Source organism: Burkholderia sp. CpTa8-5 (assembly GCF_017815045.1).
In the GTDB taxonomy this organism is placed as follows: domain Bacteria; phylum Pseudomonadota; class Gammaproteobacteria; order Burkholderiales; family Burkholderiaceae; genus Burkholderia; species Burkholderia sola.
The window spans coordinates 58,342-74,632 of record NZ_JAGIQD010000013.1 but is presented as its reverse complement, the minus strand read 5'-3'; the positions used below and the strand labels follow the sequence as shown (position 1 = coordinate 74,632).

11 protein-coding genes are annotated in these 16,291 nt (G+C 67.5%); 7 read left to right on the top strand and 4 right to left on the bottom strand.

The annotated features are described in order from the left end of the window. Window positions 1-59: 59 nt before the first annotated feature. From J8I35_RS20475 to tssA, 6 genes are all read left to right on the top strand, one after another. Window positions 60-563 carry a type VI secretion system tube protein Hcp gene (locus tag J8I35_RS20475; protein ID WP_006477093.1) on the top strand — a complete coding sequence of 168 codons (504 nt, stop codon included), beginning with the start codon at window positions 60-62 and terminating at the stop codon, window positions 561-563. Between the two features lie 62 nt (window positions 564-625). Then, window positions 626-1,111 (top strand): type VI secretion system baseplate subunit TssE, encoded by a 486-nt coding sequence (gene tssE, locus J8I35_RS20470; RefSeq protein ID WP_089488119.1) that lies wholly within the window; start codon window positions 626-628, stop codon window positions 1,109-1,111. Between the two features lie 75 nt (window positions 1,112-1,186). Beyond that, window positions 1,187-3,022 carry a type VI secretion system baseplate subunit TssF gene (tssF, locus tag J8I35_RS20465; protein ID WP_050013101.1) on the top strand — a complete coding sequence of 612 codons (1,836 nt, stop codon included), beginning with the start codon at window positions 1,187-1,189 and terminating at the stop codon, window positions 3,020-3,022. Then, the gene (gene tssG, locus J8I35_RS20460) at window positions 2,986-4,086 is read left to right on the top strand and encodes a type VI secretion system baseplate subunit TssG (RefSeq protein ID WP_089488120.1); all 1,101 of its coding nucleotides are present in this window, start codon (window positions 2,986-2,988) and stop codon (window positions 4,084-4,086) included. Before tssF ends, tssG begins: the two co-directional genes overlap by 37 nt. 38 nt (window positions 4,087-4,124) lie before the next feature. Beyond that, window positions 4,125-6,794 (top strand): type VI secretion system ATPase TssH, encoded by a 2,670-nt coding sequence (tssH, locus tag J8I35_RS20455; RefSeq protein ID WP_176015600.1) that lies wholly within the window; start codon window positions 4,125-4,127, stop codon window positions 6,792-6,794. Between the two features lie 43 nt (window positions 6,795-6,837). Further along, window positions 6,838-7,959 (top strand): type VI secretion system protein TssA, encoded by a 1,122-nt coding sequence (gene tssA / locus J8I35_RS20450; RefSeq protein WP_209926767.1) that lies wholly within the window; start codon window positions 6,838-6,840, stop codon window positions 7,957-7,959. Window positions 7,960-8,049: 90 nt separating this feature from the next. Here tssA and J8I35_RS20445 read toward each other — a convergent pair whose 3' ends face one another. From J8I35_RS20445 to J8I35_RS20430, 4 genes are all read right to left on the bottom strand, one after another. After that, window positions 8,050-9,003: an OmpA family protein gene (locus J8I35_RS20445; RefSeq protein ID WP_209926764.1), complete on the bottom strand. Its 954-nt coding sequence runs from the start codon at window positions 9,001-9,003 to the stop codon at window positions 8,050-8,052. A 4-nt stretch (window positions 9,004-9,007) separates the two neighbouring features. After that, the gene (gene tagF / locus J8I35_RS20440; RefSeq protein WP_050013096.1) at window positions 9,008-9,997 is read right to left on the bottom strand and encodes a type VI secretion system-associated protein TagF; all 990 of its coding nucleotides are present in this window, start codon (window positions 9,995-9,997) and stop codon (window positions 9,008-9,010) included. Continuing rightward, window positions 9,994-13,938 carry a type VI secretion system membrane subunit TssM gene (tssM, locus tag J8I35_RS20435; RefSeq protein WP_209926762.1) on the bottom strand — a complete coding sequence of 1,315 codons (3,945 nt, stop codon included), beginning with the start codon at window positions 13,936-13,938 and terminating at the stop codon, window positions 9,994-9,996. The genes tagF and tssM overlap by 4 nt, the downstream gene beginning before the upstream one ends. A gap of 301 nt (window positions 13,939-14,239) precedes the next feature. Then, window positions 14,240-15,085 (bottom strand): M15 family metallopeptidase, encoded by an 846-nt coding sequence (locus J8I35_RS20430; protein WP_050013094.1) that lies wholly within the window; start codon window positions 15,083-15,085, stop codon window positions 14,240-14,242. Window positions 15,086-15,206: 121 nt separating this feature from the next. Between J8I35_RS20430 and J8I35_RS20425 the strand changes: the two genes are divergently transcribed. After that, on the top strand, window positions 15,207-16,178 hold the full coding sequence (locus tag J8I35_RS20425; RefSeq protein ID WP_209926760.1) for a phage tail protein: 972 nt from the start codon (window positions 15,207-15,209) through the stop codon (window positions 16,176-16,178). Window positions 16,179-16,291: the final 113 nt, after the last annotated feature.

Here is a 16,291-nt window from a genome sequence, read left to right as displayed (position 1 = left end):
GCCCGGGCGGGCCGCCTGGGTAGGACGTTAAAACCACCTCTTTGGGGAGTCGAAGGGCCATGTTACATATGCACTTGCAGTTTGGTAGTCCCGCGGTGAAGGGCGAATCCGCGGACAAGGACCACCAGGGCTGGATCGAACTGAAATCGTGGGATCACTCGATCGTTCAGCCGCGTTCGGCAACCGCATCGACCGCTGGCGGTCACACGATGACGCGTTGCGAGCACGGCGACATGATCTTCACGAAGGAAATCGATTCGTCGAGCCCGCTGCTGTACCAGCACGCTTCGGGCGGTACCACGTTCGACGAAGTGACGGTCCATTTCTCGCGCGCGGACGGTGAAGGCAAGCGCGTGCAGTATCTGGAAGTCAAGCTCAAGTACGTGATCATCTCGAGCATCGCCCCGAGCGTTCGCGAGGAAGGTCTGCCCCTCGAGACGTTCTCGCTGAAGTACGCAGCCGTGCAGTGGAAGCAAACCCAGCAGAAGATCGGCGGCAACCAGGGCGGCAACACGCAAGGCGCCTGGAGCCTGACGAAGAACGACAAGACCTACGCGGTCTAAGGTCGGTTGCGGCAACGGGGCGCTTCGCGTCCCGTTGCCGTTTTCGCTGTCCACCCCGGCCGATGAAACGATTCGAACCCAGTTTTCTCGACAAGCTGTTCGACGACGAACCGCACCTGCCGGCCTCGGCAGCGATGCGGCAATTGTCGCTGGAAGAGCTGAAGAACACGGTCGCCCGCGACGTCGAGGCGATCCTCAACACCCGTATCGCCCACACCGAGAACGAGCTGGCCACGCTGCCGGAATGCCAGAAATCGGTGCTGACCTACGGGCTGAACGATTTCGCGGGGCTGAGCCTCGCGAGCCACTACGATCGCGCATTCATCTGCAAGTCGATCCAGCAGGCGATCGCGCGCCATGAGCCGCGCCTGCAGCAGGTGCAGGTGACGTTCGAGCTGAACGAGCAGGCCACCAACGCGCTCTACTTCGCGATCCAGGCGCTGCTCGTCGTACACCCGGCCGAGGAGCCGGTGAGTTTCGACGCGATGCTGCAACCGTCGACGCTGCAATACTCGGTCACGCGCGCACGCGCGGCGCGAATGCAGTAAATCAAGCCGCCGAGCGGGCCGGACCGCCCGGTGGTCAATCAGGTCCGGCAGAAATATTGAGGTTCGGGGTCGTCGATGGAAGAATTGCTGCCGTATTACGAACGCGAATTATCGTTTTTGCGGCGCTATTCGCGCGATTTCGCCGAACGCTATCCGAAGATCGCCGCGCGTCTCGCGGTGTCGGGCGAGCACTGCGAGGATCCGCACGTCGAGCGGATGATCGAGTCGTTCGCGCTGCTCGGCGCGCGCATCAACAAGAAGCTCGACGACGACTACCCGGAATTCACCGAAGCGCTGCTGGAAGTGCTGTATCCGCACTACCTGCGGCCCTTCCCGTCGTGCTCGATCGCGCAGTTCACGCCGGCTTCGCCCGGCCAGCAGACCGAGCCGGTCGTGATCGATCGCGGCACCGAGCTGAAGAGCCGTCCGATCCGCGGCGTGCAATGCCGGTTCCGCACCGCCTACGACGTGACGCTCGCGCCGATCCGCATCTCGGAGGCGCGCTATACGCCGGTCGCGCTCGCGCCGAGCGCGACGGTGCTGCCGTCGAACGCGACGGGCGTGATCTCGATCACGTTCGAATCGCTCGCCGCGCAGCTCGATCTCGGCGCGCTGAAGCTGTCGACGCTGCGCGCGCATCTGCACGGCGAGCAGTCGTTCGTCGCCGCGCTGACCGACTGCCTGTTCGTCAACGTGCTCGGCGCGTATGTCGAGCCGGAACGCAACGGCCGCTGGACCGCGCTGCGCAAGCTGCCGATCGCGCAGGCCGGCTTCGACGAGGACGACGCGCTGATCGACTATCCGGCGAAATCGCATCCCGCGTACCGGCTGCTCACCGAATACTTCGCGTTTCCCGACAAGTTCGATTTCGTCGACTTCGACCTCGCGGCGATCGCACGTGCATCGGGCCGCTGCCAGCGCGCGACGCTGCATCTCGTGCTGCAAGACGTGCGCAGCGATTCGCATGTCGCGCGCCTGCTGGAGTTGCTGACCGCAAGCCATTTCCGGCTGTTCTGCACGCCGATCGTCAACCTGTTCCGCCAGCACGGCGAGCCGATCCGCATCACGCACCGCGCGGTGTCGTATCCGGTGATCGCCGAGGCGCGGCGCGCATTCGCGTACGAGGTGTACTCGATCGATTCGGTGAAGCTCGTCCGGCAGCAGGCGCACGAGGAATCGGTGATCGAGTTCCGCCCGTTCTATTCGCTGCATCACGGCGAATCGGCGCGGATCGGCCATTACTGGTTCGCGCGTCGCAACGACTGGGTCGCGCAGAAGAGCCCCGGTTACGAAACCGAGATCTCGATCGTCGACATCGACTTCGAGCCGACGTCGCCGCAAACCGACACGCTGAGCCTCGACCTCACCTGCACGAACCGCGACCTGCCGGCGATGCTGGCGTTCGGCCTCGAGGGCGGCGACCTGTTCCAGGAAGGCGGCGCGCAGACGAGCGGCATCTCGATGCTGCGCCGCCCGACGCAGAGCGTGCGCTTCGAGCGCGGCCGCGCCGCGCACTGGCGGCTCGTGTCGCACCTCGCGCTCAATCACGTGTCGCTCGTCGCGCACGGCCTCGCGCCGCTGAAGGAAATGCTGACGCTGTACGACCTGCGACGCACGGCCGTGTCGATGCGCCAGATCGACGGCCTGGCCGGCGTCGAGCAGCGCGGCGCCGTGCAGTGGCTGCCCGGCAAGCCGTTCGCGACCTTCGTGCGCGGCATCGAGATCCGGCTGACGATCGACGAGGAACACTTCGTCGGCGCGAGCCTCGCGTCGTTCGTGCGCGTGCTCGACAGCTTCTTCGGGCTGTACGTCCACCTCAACAGTTTCGTTCAATTGGTCGTCGTGTCGAAGCGCACCGGCGAGGAGATCATCCGATGCAAGCCCCGAACCGGCGAATCGATCCTGGCGTAGTCGACGCGCTGCTCGACGAGCCGCATCGCTTCGAGTTCTTCCAGGCGGTGCGCGTGCTCGAAGGGCTGTTCGCGCGGCAGGCGTCGGATGCGCCCGGCGCGTGGCGGCAGGGCGACGTGGTCGCGCAGCGCATCGCATTCCGCAACACGCTGTCGCTCGGTTTCCCGCCGAGCGAGATCGAAGGCGCGCGCTCGTTCGACGGCGACGGCGCGCCGCTGAATTCGGACGAGCAGCGCGGCGCCGCGCTGGCCGCCGGCGAGCTCGGTCGCGTCGAGCTGACGCCCGCGTTCTTCGGGCTGCTCGGCGGGCAGGGCGCGCTGCCGCTGCACTACACCGAACAGATCGTCGCGCGCGAGCACCTGCGGCGCGACCACGCGGCGCGCGCGTTCTTCGACGTGTTCTCGAACCGCGCGACCGCGCTGTTCTATGCGGCGTGGAAGAAATACCGACTGCCGTTCCATTACGAACTCGACCGCGACGAGCGCTACCTGCCGCTGTTGCTCGCGATCGCGGGCGTGCCGAGCGACGAGGTGCGCGACAGTCTCGCGGCCGGCCCGGGCGGCGTGCTCGACGAAGCCGTGGCCGGCTACGCGCTCGCCGCGCGGCACCGGCCGATGTCGGCCGCCTACCTGCAGCGCACGCTGTCCGATTACTTCCGCGTGCCGGTGAAAATCGACCAGTTCGTCGGCAAGTGGTACGACGTGCCGCCCGACCAGCTGAGCGTGCTCGGCGAAGTCAACGCGGTGCTCGGTGCGACGGCGCTCGTCGGCGAGCGCGTGTGGCAGCGCGACATGCGCGCGCGGATCGTCGTCGGCCCGCTGTCCAAGCGCGACTACGAGGCGTTCCTGCCCGGCGGCGCGCACGCCATCGCGCTCGAACGGATGCTGACGCTGCTCGCCGGCGTCACGCTCGAGTACGAGGTGAAGCTCGTGCTCAAGCGCACGGAAGTCGGCGCGAGCGTGCTCGGCGCGGGTTCGCGGCTCGGGTGGGACGCGTTCCTGTGCACGCGCGACGCGCTCGAGGACCGCTCGGACGCCCGCTACGAACTGCACGTGATTCACTGACCTAACAACAACACGCAATCGAACCTGAGATCGACGCCATGAGCACGCCTCTGAAGACCCTGATCACGAAACTGAACCCGCTGTGCCGCCACGCGACCGAGCGGGCGGCGAGCGCGTGCCTGGCGCGCGGCCATTACGAGGTCGATCTGGAACACCTGTTCCTCGCGTTGCTCGACGAAGCGACGGGCGACCTGCCGCTCGCCTTGCGCGCGAGCCGCGTCGATCCACATGCGCTGCATGCCGATCTCGAACGCGAGCTCACGCGCCTGAAGACGGGCAACACGCGCACGCCGGTGTTCTCCGTGCACCTGATCGCGCTGTTCGAGCAGGCGTGGCTGATCGCGTCGCTCGATTCGCAGCTCGGCCGCATCCGGTCGGGGCATCTGCTGCTCGCGCTGCTGACCGCGCCGGATCTCGCGCAGTTCGCGCAGCGGATGTCGTCGCGGTTCGCGGAAATGAACGTGACGGACCTGAAGCACAAGTTCGACGAAATCATGGCCGGCTCGAGCGAAGCCGAGCCGCGCCAGGCGGACGACGAGGGCAGCGACGCCGCGCCGGCCGCCGACGGCTTTGCACCGGCGGCCGGCCCGTCGAAGACGCCCGCGCTCGACACGTACACGACCAACCTCACGCAGCGCGCGCGCGACGGCAAGATCGATCCGGTGATCGGCCGCGAAGCGGAGATCCGCCAGGCGATCGACATCCTGATGCGCCGCCGCCAGAACAACCCGATCATGACCGGCGAGGCCGGCGTCGGCAAAACGGCGGTCGTCGAAGGGCTCGCGCTGCGGATCGCGGCCGACGACGTGCCGCCGCCGTTGCGCGGCGTCGCGTTGCACGTGCTCGACATGGGGCTGCTGCAGGCCGGCGCGAGCGTGAAGGGCGAGTTCGAGAACCGGCTGAAGAGCGTGATCGACGAGGTGAAGAAGAGTGCGCACCCGATCATCCTGTTCATCGACGAGGCGCACACGATCATCGGCGCGGGCGGCCAGGCCGGCCAGAACGACGCCGCGAACCTGCTGAAGCCGGCGCTCGCGCGCGGCGAGCTGCGCACGATCGCCGCGACGACGTGGAGCGAATACAAGAAGTACTTCGAGAAGGATGCGGCGCTCGCGCGGCGCTTCCAGGTCGTGAAGGTCGAGGAGCCGAGCGAGCCGCTGGCCGCCGCGATGCTGCGCGGGATGTCGGGCCTGATGGAGAAGCACTTCAACGTGCGGATTCTCGACGATGCGATCACCGAGGCCGTGCGCCTGTCGCACCGCTACATCAGCGGCCGCCAGCTGCCGGACAAGGCGATCAGCGTGCTCGACACCGCGTGCGCGAAGGTCGCGCTCGCGCACAGCGCGACGCCGGCCGCGATCGACGATACGAAGAAGCGCATCGAGCGCATCGACGCGGAAATCGCGTCGCTGGAGCGCGAGGCGGCGGGCGGCGCGGCACACGACGAGCGGCTCGGCGAGTTGCGCGGCGCGCGCGAAACGGCGCTCGAACACCTGGCGAAGGATGAAGCACGCTATGAGGCCGAGCGCGTGATCGTCGCCGAGATCACCGAACTGCGCGACGCGCTCGACAAGGCGCGCGGACCGTCGGAAGACGGCGAACCCGTCGATGTGCCGGCCACGCGCGAGAAGCTGACCGAGCGCGTCGCGGCGCTGCATGCGCTGCAAGGCGGCGAGCCGATGGTGCCGCTGCAGGTCGACGGCCACGTCGTCGCCGAGATCGTCGCCGCGTGGACGGGCATTCCGCTCGGCCGGATGGTGAAGGACGAGATCGACACCGTGCTGAACCTGCAGCCGCTGTTGACCGCGCGCGTGATCGGGCAGGACCATGCGCTGGAGGCGATCGCGCAGCGCGTGCGCACCGCGACCGCGAACCTCGAGGATCCGAACAAGCCGCGCGGCGTGTTCATGTTCGTCGGGCCGTCGGGCGTCGGCAAGACCGAGACGGCGCTGGCGCTGGCCGACATCCTGTACGGCGGCGAGCGCAAGATGGTCACGATCAACATGAGCGAGTACCAGGAGGCGCACAGCGTGTCGGGCCTGAAGGGGTCGCCGCCCGGCTACGTCGGTTACGGCGAGGGCGGCGTGCTGACCGAGGCCGTGCGCCGCAACCCGTATTCCGTCGTGTTGCTCGACGAGGTCGAGAAGGCGCACCCGGACGTGCTCGAGATGTTCTTCCAGGTGTTCGACAAGGGCACGATGGACGATGCGGAAGGGCGCGAGATCGACTTCCGCAACACGCTGATCATCCTGACGTCGAACGTCGGCTCGGCCGCGGTGATGCAGGCCTGCCTGAACAAGCCGGCCGAGGAATTGCCCGATCCGGACGCGCTCGCCGAGACGCTGCGTCCGCAGCTGTACAAGACCTTCAAGCCGGCGTTCCTTGGCCGGATGAAGGTCGTGCCGTACTACCCGATTTCCGACGACGTGCTGGCCGAGATCATCGAGCTGAAGCTCGAACGCATCCGCCGCCGGATCGAGGCGAACCACAAGGCCGCGTTCGAATGGGACGAATCGCTCGTCGACGCGGTGCTCGCGCGCTGCACCGAGGTCGATTCGGGCGCCCGCAACGTCGACCACATCCTGAACGGCACGCTGCTGCCGGAGATCGCGGGCCACGTGCTCGGCCGGATCGCCGACGGCGCGGCCATCGCGCGCATCGCGGTGCGTGCGGACGAGGCCGGCGAATTCGCGTACACCGTCGAATGAGCCCCGCACGCGACATCTGATGCATCAACGGATTCACTGAACCATGCCGATCAATCTCCCCGAGCTGCTGACGCCGATCAGCGACGCGTTGCCCAGCGGCGACGACCTGCTGTTTTCGAACGAATTCGACGCGATCCAGGACGCGCGGCGCTACGACGACCCGACGCTCGACCAGGGCGAATGGGTGACCGAGATCAAGGAGGCCGACTGGGGCTTCGTCGTCGATCATGCGGGCGAGCTGCTGCGCACGCGCACGAAGGACCTGCGGCTCGCCGTATGGCTGACCGAGGCACTCGCGCTTGAGGACGGCATCACCGGCCTCACCGAAGGCTATGCGCTGCTCGAGGGCCTGTGCCGCGACTTCTGGGACACCTTTCACCCGCTGCCCGAGGACGACGACATCGAGCACCGGCTCGGCAACGTCGCATGGTTGTCCGGCCGCACGGCCGAGCTGCTGCGCGCGGTGCCGCTGACGGACGGCGCATCGAATGCGTTCAGCACGCTCGACTGGGAAGTCGCGCAGCACGTCGCGCAGTCGATCAAGCGCGACCCCGAACACGCGGACGACATCGCGCGCGGCAAGCCGTCGATCGAGCAGATCGATGCGTCGCGGCGCGTGACGTCGATCGCGTTCTACACGGCGCTGCTGGCGAACCTGAAGGCGTTCGAATTCGCGCTCGATGCGTTCGAGGAGCGGCTCGTCGAGCGAGCGGGCGATTCGGCGCCGAGCTTCCGGCAGGCGCGCGACGCGTTCGAGACCGTGTACCGGCTCGCCGAGCGCTTTGCGCGCGAACAGGGCTATACGGGCAGCGCGCCGCACACGCAGGCGGCGCCGCAGGCCCAGTCAGAACGCATCGAGCCGGTGTTCGGCCAGCCGATCCAGACCGAGGAGACTCACGTGCAGCAGCAGACCGCTTCGCGTCCTCCGGTGACGCAGATGATCGCCGGCATCCAGAACCGTGCGCAGGCCGTCGACCAGTTGCGTGCGGTGGCGCGCTATTTCCGTCAGACCGAGCCGCACAGCCCGGTCGCGTATCTCGCCGACAAGGCGGCCGAATGGGCCGACATGCCGCTGCACAAGTGGCTCGAGAGCGTCGTGAAGGACGACGGCTCGCTGTCGCACATTCGCGAGCTGCTGGGGGTGAGGCCCGACGAGCAGGCGTGAACGCACGACGGGCGGCGCATCGCTGCCACCGCCCGTCGTGTGCCGCGCCGCGCCGCTTCGCCGTTGAGCCAGCGGTCGGCCGAATCCCCGTTACTGCCCCACCCGGAACTCGATCCGCCGATTCCTCGCCCTGCCATCCGCCGTATCATTCGGCGCGATCGGCTGATCCGGCCCGACCCCCGTCGTCGTCATCTGCTGCGGCGGAATGCTCTTCGTGATCAGATAACCCTTCACCGCATCCGCGCGCGCCTGGCTCAGCGCGATGTTCGACGTCCGGTTCCCCGAATTGTCGGTGTGGCCGATGATGTCGACCGTGCGGTTCTGCATCTTCGCGAGCGCGGCCGCCATCTGGTCGAGGATCAGCTTGCCTTGCGGCGTCAGCGTCGCGCTGCCGGTCTCGAACTCGATCGTCCGGTTCGCGAGCGTCTGGTCGAGCACGCCCTGTTCGGACGCCGACACGCGCAGCCCGTTCTTGATCGTGTACGTCGGGTTCAGCGTGTTCGCCATGTCGCTCGCGAGCTGCTGGCGCTGCGCCTCGTTGTGCACCTCGCCCTTCATCTCGATCTGCGTGCCATTGATTTTCAACTGGCCCTTGCTGATCTGCTTGAGCTGCGCGCCGAGCAGCTTCTGCACGTTCGCGCTCCAGTTCGGCGGCGTCGCGACGTCGCCCACCTCGACCTGGTCGACGACGTTCGTCGCGCCGTAGGTGTCGCGCAGCTTCTGCAGCACGGCGGCCTTGGTCGCTTCGTCGGGCACCTTGCCGCCGACAACCACCTGGCCGGGCGTTGCATTCGCGGGCGGCGGCGCGATCGTGCCGGCGGTGGTGCCGTGCACCACCGTGCCCGACGCGCCGCCGGCGTTCGGGTTCGCCTGCGGCAGCGCGGTCGTCGCGACCGTGCCGTTGCCGACCGGCGTGGCGGTCGCGCCCGTGTTCTGCGCGAAGGCCGCGCCGCTCGCGACGAGGCCGGCCGCGAACAGCGCGGCGAGGGCGGGCGAGACGGCGGACGACAGGCGCGCGCGCCGGACCTGAATCGTGCGATGCATGCCGTCAGCCTCCGATGAACGCTTCGCGGAACGCGTCGATGGCGACACGCAGCGAGAGTTGCGGTTGGTCGAGGTAGCTGACGAGCTTGCTGATCTGGTGATCGTTTTGCGCATGGGCGTCGATCCACTCGGGATCGTCGATGTCGATGTTGTGGGCGGCGTAGGTCTGCGGGTCGACGACGCTCAGCAGCGTCTTCGCCGACGCGCCGTTGAAGCCGATGATGAGCCGTTCGCGTTCGGCGATCGTGCCGATGAAGATCGCCAGCTCGAAGTCGGCCTGCGCGACGAACGGCGCGATCAGCTCGAGCCAGAACGCGGCGACGAGGCTGCGGTAGAACGGATCGACCGGCAGCGGCAGCGTGAGGCCGCGTTCGATGTGCGACGAGCCGCTCTGCATCACCGGCCGCAGCAGCGAGCCGAGCGCGAGCATCGCGCCGCGCAGCCGCACCGGATGACCGCTTTCGAGCAGCATCTCCTGCAGGCCGTGCAGCGACTGGTGTTCGACGAAATCGTTGAAGGTGCCGTCATGCGACGTGCCGGGGCCGCCGACGTCGATCGGCACCTGCGTGTCGCCGAGCGCCTGCAGCGCGCCGGGCGGCTCGTCCTTGCCGAGCAGCGGCGGGATCTGCGCGGCGACGCGCGACCACAGCCGCGCGAACGCGAGCGGGCTGCGCGCGAGGAACGCCAGCGGCCGGTCGACCTCCAGCGCGGTGGCGCCGAGGAACGGGAAGCGGCGCATCGACACGTCGTGGCTCGCGACCATGTGGCCCGCGATCGCGAGCTTGCTGCGCGAACCGAGGAACGCGAAATGCATCGGCTTCGCGTCCTCGTAGACGATCTTCCAGCGCGGATCTTCCGCGAGCAGCTCGAGCGCCTGCGCGATCCAGCGATCGAGCGTCTGCAGCAGCTGCGGATTGTGCGCGCTCTTCACGAAGTCGCCGCGCGACGGAATCTTGCCGAAGTAGGCGATTTGCGCCTGTACGGTTTGCGTCATTGCGCCCTCTGTGCATTCGTTGCGTTGGCGGCCGCGACGGCCGGCGCGGCACCCGGCGTGCCGGTGCCGGCTTGCGTCGCGTTCTGCGCGGCGCCCGCGCTCGCGTCGGCGACCGACGACGGCAGCTGCAGGCCGCGCAGGCTCTGCTGCTGCGGCTGGTCGCCGCCACCGGCCGACGGTTGCGACGTACTGATGATGCGCATCGTCACCGACACGTTCACGCTGCCCTGTGCCCACGTCAGGTCGAAGGTGCCGTCCGGACGGCGCTTGCGCTGCGCCGAGTTGATCAGCTTCTCGAGACCGTAGCGGCCCGGCTCGTTGACGAGCTGCACCGTGCGGCCGTCGAAGGTCGTCGCGGACAGCGTCGCGCCCGGCGCGCCCTGCGGGTTCGGCCACACGAAGTTGGTCCACTGCGGCGGCGTGTTGCGGTAGCGCAGTTGCTGGCCGTCGATCGCGATCGTGTATTCCGTCGTGCCCGTGCTCGGTTGCGGCAGGATCTGGAACACGGTCTGCGGCTCGGACGACGCGGCCGCGCTGCCGGCGGCGCCGCCCGCGAGCGGCGCGACCCAGCGTGCGAAGCCGTTCGTGAAGTCCGGCGTGAGCCCGATGCCCATGTCGCCCCACGTGCGGGCGGCGAGCGTGTCGCCGCGGCGCACCGCGAGCGGCCCGAGCGTCGTGCCGACGAACTTCGCGATCGAGCCGTCCGGGCCGAACACCTGCGCGATCTCGCCGGCGCCGGCCTCGACCTTCGCGTTCGCCGCGAACGGGTACTTGGTCGCGAGCGAGCTCTGGAACGGCTGGTAGACCTGCGCGTTCCACACCTTGTTGACTTCGGCGCTGGCCGGCTGGATCACGACCGCGAACGCCTGCATCAGCGGCCGCACCAGCAGCGGGCGCAGCGACTTGCGTTGCGAATCGGTCAGGCCCGTCAGCATCTGCTCGTCGACGAGCTTCAGCGAATCGGCGAGTTCTGAACCGCTGCCGTCGAGCGTCTGCTGCATCAGCTGGCGCGCGCCCGGCCCCGGGTCGCCCTGGTTCTTGATCACGTTGAAGCGGGTGCGGACCTTCGACAGCGACTCCATGTAGCCCTTCAGCATCGACGTGCCATCATGCGTCGCGACGATCCGCGCGAGCCCGACGAACTCCTGGCCGATCGGACCCATCGGCACCTCGGCCGGATTGCCGTTGATGTCGATGTTGGCTGCCGCCATCTGGCCGGCCTGCGAGCGCGTGAACAGTTGCTTGACCCAGTTCACGACGCCCGTCTGCGCCTTCTTGATCGTCACGTTCGCGAGCGACGGGTTGTCCCACGACGTCTGGTCGTACGCGGTCTCGAGGATCTTGCGGATCGGCGAATCCTGCGGGTCGCCGAGGCGGTTCATCCCGTCGACGGCCTGGCCGAAGCTGGTGAAGCCCTGCACCGCGATGCCCTGCATGAATTTCTGCCAGTGCTGCGCGTACTCGGTCTTGTACATGCCGACGAGCGTCTTCTGGATCTGCTCGGGGCTGCCCTCGAGCGTCAGGTCGTCCTGCGTCGACGTGTTGAGCACCCAGTCCTTCGCCTGCAGTTCCTTGGTCGCCGCATCGCGGATCGCCGGCTGCACGTAGTCGAACCACGCTTCACGCGTGAACGTGCCCGGAATCGCGTAGCTGCCTGCCACGAGCCCCTGGTTGCCGTCGCCGACGATGCGCGCGATGGTCATCGGCGCGAAGCGGGTCGACGCACGGGCCTTGATTTCCTCGTACACGCGCTGGCGGGCCGGCATGCCGCGCACGACGCGGCGCAGGTTCTCGCGGGTCTGGTCGACGAGCGCGAGGTTCGCGTCGATCATCGGCCAGTCGTTGTCGTTCACGCGCGACAGGTAGAACGAGATCATGCGCTCGGCGCTCCGGATCATCTCGTCGCGCGGCATGTTGCCGCGATTCGTCTCGAGCCAGCCGCGCCAGAAGCGGGCGAGCTGGTCGGTCAGGTGCGCCTGTTCGACGTGACGCTTGTCGGACAGCATCAGGTAGGTCTTCAGCGCGTTGTACGCGTCCTGCACGTTGGTCGGCGACGCGTCGCTGTAGAGGCCGCCCTGCGGCGCGGCGGGCTGCTGCGGGGCGGCGGCCGGCGCGGCGCCCGACGCGGCCAGCACGGCGCCGGCCTGCGGCGCGGCGCCTGCCGCGTTCGTCGACACCGGCATCGTGCCGCCCTGCACGGCGCCCGATTCCGGCGGGCGCGTCATCGGCACGAGCTGCTCGGGGTGCGCGTTCACGTCCTTCATGAACGACGCGAGGTTCTGCGATACGGGAGCCAGCAGGATCTGGCGCACGCCGTTGTAGTACTCGGTCAGCAGGTGCTGCTCGAGACGGTCGCCCTGGTACAGGCCGAGCGACACCGACAGCGGCTTGTCGCGGCGGAACTGTTCGAGCTGCTCGATCCGGTCCTCGATGATGTCCATCGCCTGCAGGCGCGACTGCAGGTCGTTGCGGCCCTGTTGCAGGCGCGTGACGTTGTCGAGGTCGGCCTGCACGTTCGACACGAGCTGCTGGTTGCCGATCGTCGACCAGGTCCAGCCGCCGAGCGCGAGCGCGAGCGCCGCGACGAAGCCGAAGAAGGTCGCGTAGCGCAGCCGCGTCTTGGTCGGGCTCGCGAACTGGCGCACCGTCTGGCGGTCGGCGAAGATCACCTTCGAGAACAGGTCGCGCAGGAAGAAGCCGTTCTTCGAGAACGCGCTGTGCGGTTTCGGCAGCGCGCTCCCGTCGAGGCCGAAGCGGTGCGCGATGCGCTGCGCGGCCGCGCTGTTGGTTTCGCCTTCCTGCAGCGCGCTGGTGAAGTAGAAACCGCGAAAGATCGGCTTGTACTGGAACGGGTTGTTCTCGAACAGCGTCGCGAGGAACGCGCGCAGCGACGGCTTGATCGTCGAGAATTCGAGCGGGAAGCTCAGCTGGCCCGGCGACAGCTGGTTGCCGCGCGACAGCGACAGCTGCGCGACGCTGATTTCCTTCAGCCCTTCGTAGAGTTCCTCGAAGTGCGTGTCGAACTGCGCGACGACGTCGCGCTTGTCGTCGGGTTCGTAGGGCAGGGTGGCGCCCCATACGCGGTCGTACTCGTGCTTGTCGCTGCTGCTGAAGAATTCGGTGAAGCCGGTGATCAGATCGGCCTTCGTGAACATCACGTAGACCGGCGCGAACACTTCCAGCTTTTCGGTCAGCTCCTGAACGCGCTGGCGGAGGTTCTTCGCGAGGTTGATCGCGAATTCGGGGCGATTGCCAGTGAGCTCGGCGATGCTGGCGGTGACGATGATGCCGTTGATCGGCGCCTTCGGACGGTAGCGCTTGAGCAGCCCGAGGAAGCCGAGCCACTCGCTGCGGTCTTCCTCGTGCACCGAATAGCGGCCGGCCGTGTCGAGCAGGATCCCTTCGGTCGTGAAGAACCAGTCGCAGTTACGCGTGCCGCCGATGCCGTGGATCACGGCGCTGTTCTTGTCCGCGAACGGGAACTGCAGGCCGGAATTGAGCACGGCGCTGCTCTTGCCCGCGGCCGGGTTGCCGATCACGATGTACCACGGCAGTTCATACAGCGCGGAGCCGCCCGACACCTGGCCGATCTTCGACGTCTTGATCGTCTTCACCGCGTCCGACAGGCGCGTGCGCAGCACGTCGAGGTCGGCCGTCTTCGCGTCCGGCGCGAGCGCGGCGGCGGCCGGTGCGGCGATCTTGCCGGTTTCCGCCTGCTCTTCCAGCACCTGGCCGAGCTGCTGGTTCGCGCGCTTCACGCGCCAGCGGCGCCACAGCGCGACGACGAGCCACAGCGCGAGGACCGCCGCGAACGCGATCGCCGCCCACAGGAGCGGCAGCTGCAACATGTCGGCGACGATGAACAGGATGGCCGCTAGCGCGACGATCCCGACGATCGAGAGCGTACGCGGATGAGTCAGCACGTTGAGGATGCGTTGCATAGGACGTTCAGGTTCCGGTGCGATTCGATGAGGCGACGCAGGCGCGCCGAGCGGCAAGGGTGGCGCCGCGATGTGTCGCCATGCTGTCAAACAGGATGAAGGAGGCTGGCATCAATGCGCTCGCGGCATCGGAGCAGGCGCGCGCATTAACGAAAGGACGCTGTGAGATTTAAAACGGAAGCGGCGGCCGGAAAAAATCGCGCACCGGAATGCCCGATTGTTTGCGCCGCCCAAATCGTTTCCTGCCGGGTGATTAAAAAGCCCCATGCCGCCCTCATTATTTCTTGTCCGGCAGCGCTGACTAGCTGCCGCGTCCCAGTTTAAAACCGGGTTTATGGTATTCCACATGCCCGAGATCCATCATTTTCCATCGGCCGCCCCAGGTCAGGCCGACTTGCTCGGCGACCTGGCCGTACAACTGGTAGCCGCGCATCGCCCACGGATCTTTCTCGGAAATGACCAGCTTGCCGTCGCGCAGGAACGCGTTGTCGGCCGCCAGCCCGAACTGGTGATAACTCTGGAAGGCCGCCGCATTGGTCACGTTCGTGCCCATCTGCGCGAGCCGGTTCTGTCGTTCCGGGCTCCGGTAGCCTTCCAGCAGCGCCATTTCGTAACCATGTTGTTCGTGCATGATCTTGTAGACCAGCAGCAAACGCGTCCGGAAATCCGGGTCCAGCAGGTTCCAGTCGCGGCTTGCGTCCTTCAGCGCCGGGCGGACCTGTTCGACTTCCTTCGTGGCAAAGACTTCCGGCGGCAACGGCGGCGGCGGCACGAGTTGTTCGCCCTGCAACAGCGCGGCGATCTTCTCGTCGGGCACGCGCGCGGTGTCGTCGTACTGAAATAATTGCCGACCGCGTAACGCAATGGCCACCAATGGCGGCGTCGCAAGAATACCTGCCGACACCATAATCATCAAGCGCCGCCGAACCAGTAAATTTTGCACGTCACTAAATGCACCGCGCGTCACGCTTGCCGATTTAACAATCTGACTCCGCGCGCGGGCGGCGCGAGCGTTCGCACGGCGCGTGAGACGGCCGTGAAACTGGGCCACGGATTCGAAAACGGTCGCGCGGATACCCGGTAAAAGCAACAGTGCCGCGATGGCGACGGCAAGGGCGAAATAGGCGACGAGTGCGACGGCAATCAACGAAATCCCCGGAAATTGGAATTGATTGTGTTTTGCAATGCTTGCTCTTAGAATCAGGCTGCTTCGAGAGGCCGGGCTATATTATCGCGGTGAATTAAACCAGGATTCAATGAGACGCTGAATGAGTGCGCCGGAAAATTCAAATTCGAAAACTCCGCCCAGCCTGCTGTCCGATACTAAACCGGCAGGCGAGGGAGGACCTCGGCAGTCGCGCATTCTCGCGGATCTGGAAGGGCGTGTCACGCCGCCCGCCGAGCCGCCGCGCCGTTCGCTGAAGGCGCCGATCGCCGCCGTCGTGGCGTTGGTCGTGGCCGTCGGCGGCTGGGGCGCGTGGCGCATGCAGCAGTCGCCGGGCGAGCAGCCTGCCGCGATCGCGGCCGCGCCGGCACCGGCGGCGGCTGCGCCGGCCAAGGCCGCACCGGCCAGCGGCGCCGCCGTGCAGGTCGCGCAGAATGGCGCATCCGCTGCACCGGCCGCGCAACCGGCCACGATCGTCAACGACGATTCGGCGTCCCAGACCGTTGCATCCGCATCCGCTTCCGCCGCGGACAACAGCCGCCTGTCGCGTGCGCTCGCCAACGGCACCGACGAGGGTTCGGGCGCGGCGGCCACGGCCGGCGTCGCCGCAACGGCGGCGGCCGCGGCAGCGGCGACGACCAAGACGGCGAAGGCCGACGCGTCGAAGAGCACGAAGGCCGCGGCCCACGGCAAGACCGATGCGAAGGCCGACACGAAGGCCGAAGCCCGCAAGCATCGCAAGGAACAGCAGGCCGAGCTCGCGCAGGCGAAGAAGCGCCGCGAAGCGGCGCCGGCCCGAACCGCGAAGGCGGGCGCGAAGGACGATCCGGATGCCGATCTGCTCGCCGCGCTCGTCGCGCGCACGAAGCCGGCCGACAAGAAACTCGCCGCCCAGAAGGCGCAGGCCGTGCCGACCAAGACGGCCGCGACCGGCGGCTCGCTGGGGACGCGCGTGAAGGAGTGTTCGGAGCGCGGTTTCTTCGAGGATCAGCTGTGCCGCTGGCGCGTGTGCGACGGCCACTGGGGCAAGGATCCCGCGTGCCCGAGCGCCGCGCAGTCGGAGACGCGGCAGTAACGCGCGTCGCGCACGCCACGATGCTTCCCTGTCAGCGCCGCCCATCGGGCGGCGCGTTGATTTCGGAGGCGCGGAGAAGCTGCCGGTATGATGCCGCGTGACGCCGTCACGAA

Bases quoted from the DNA above. Each gene is read 5' to 3' on its own strand.
- J8I35_RS20445 (WP_209926764.1), bottom strand. From the start codon at position 9,003: ATGCATCGCACGATTCAGGTCCGGCGCGCGCGCCTGTCGTCCGCCGTC.
- tssM (WP_209926762.1), bottom strand. From the start codon at position 13,938: ATGCAACGCATCCTCAACGTGCTGACTCATCCGCGTACGCTCTCGATC.
- tssE (WP_089488119.1), top strand. From the start codon at position 626: ATGAAACGATTCGAACCCAGTTTTCTCGACAAGCTGTTCGACGACGAA.
- J8I35_RS20475 (WP_006477093.1), top strand. From the start codon at position 60: ATGTTACATATGCACTTGCAGTTTGGTAGTCCCGCGGTGAAGGGCGAA.
- tssH (WP_176015600.1), top strand. From the start codon at position 4,125: ATGAGCACGCCTCTGAAGACCCTGATCACGAAACTGAACCCGCTGTGC.
- J8I35_RS20425 (WP_209926760.1), top strand. From the start codon at position 15,207: ATGAGTGCGCCGGAAAATTCAAATTCGAAAACTCCGCCCAGCCTGCTG.
- tssG (WP_089488120.1), top strand. From the start codon at position 2,986: ATGCAAGCCCCGAACCGGCGAATCGATCCTGGCGTAGTCGACGCGCTG.
- tssF (WP_050013101.1), top strand. From the start codon at position 1,187: ATGGAAGAATTGCTGCCGTATTACGAACGCGAATTATCGTTTTTGCGG.
- tagF (WP_050013096.1), bottom strand. From the start codon at position 9,997: ATGACGCAAACCGTACAGGCGCAAATCGCCTACTTCGGCAAGATTCCG.
- tssA (WP_209926767.1), top strand. From the start codon at position 6,838: ATGCCGATCAATCTCCCCGAGCTGCTGACGCCGATCAGCGACGCGTTG.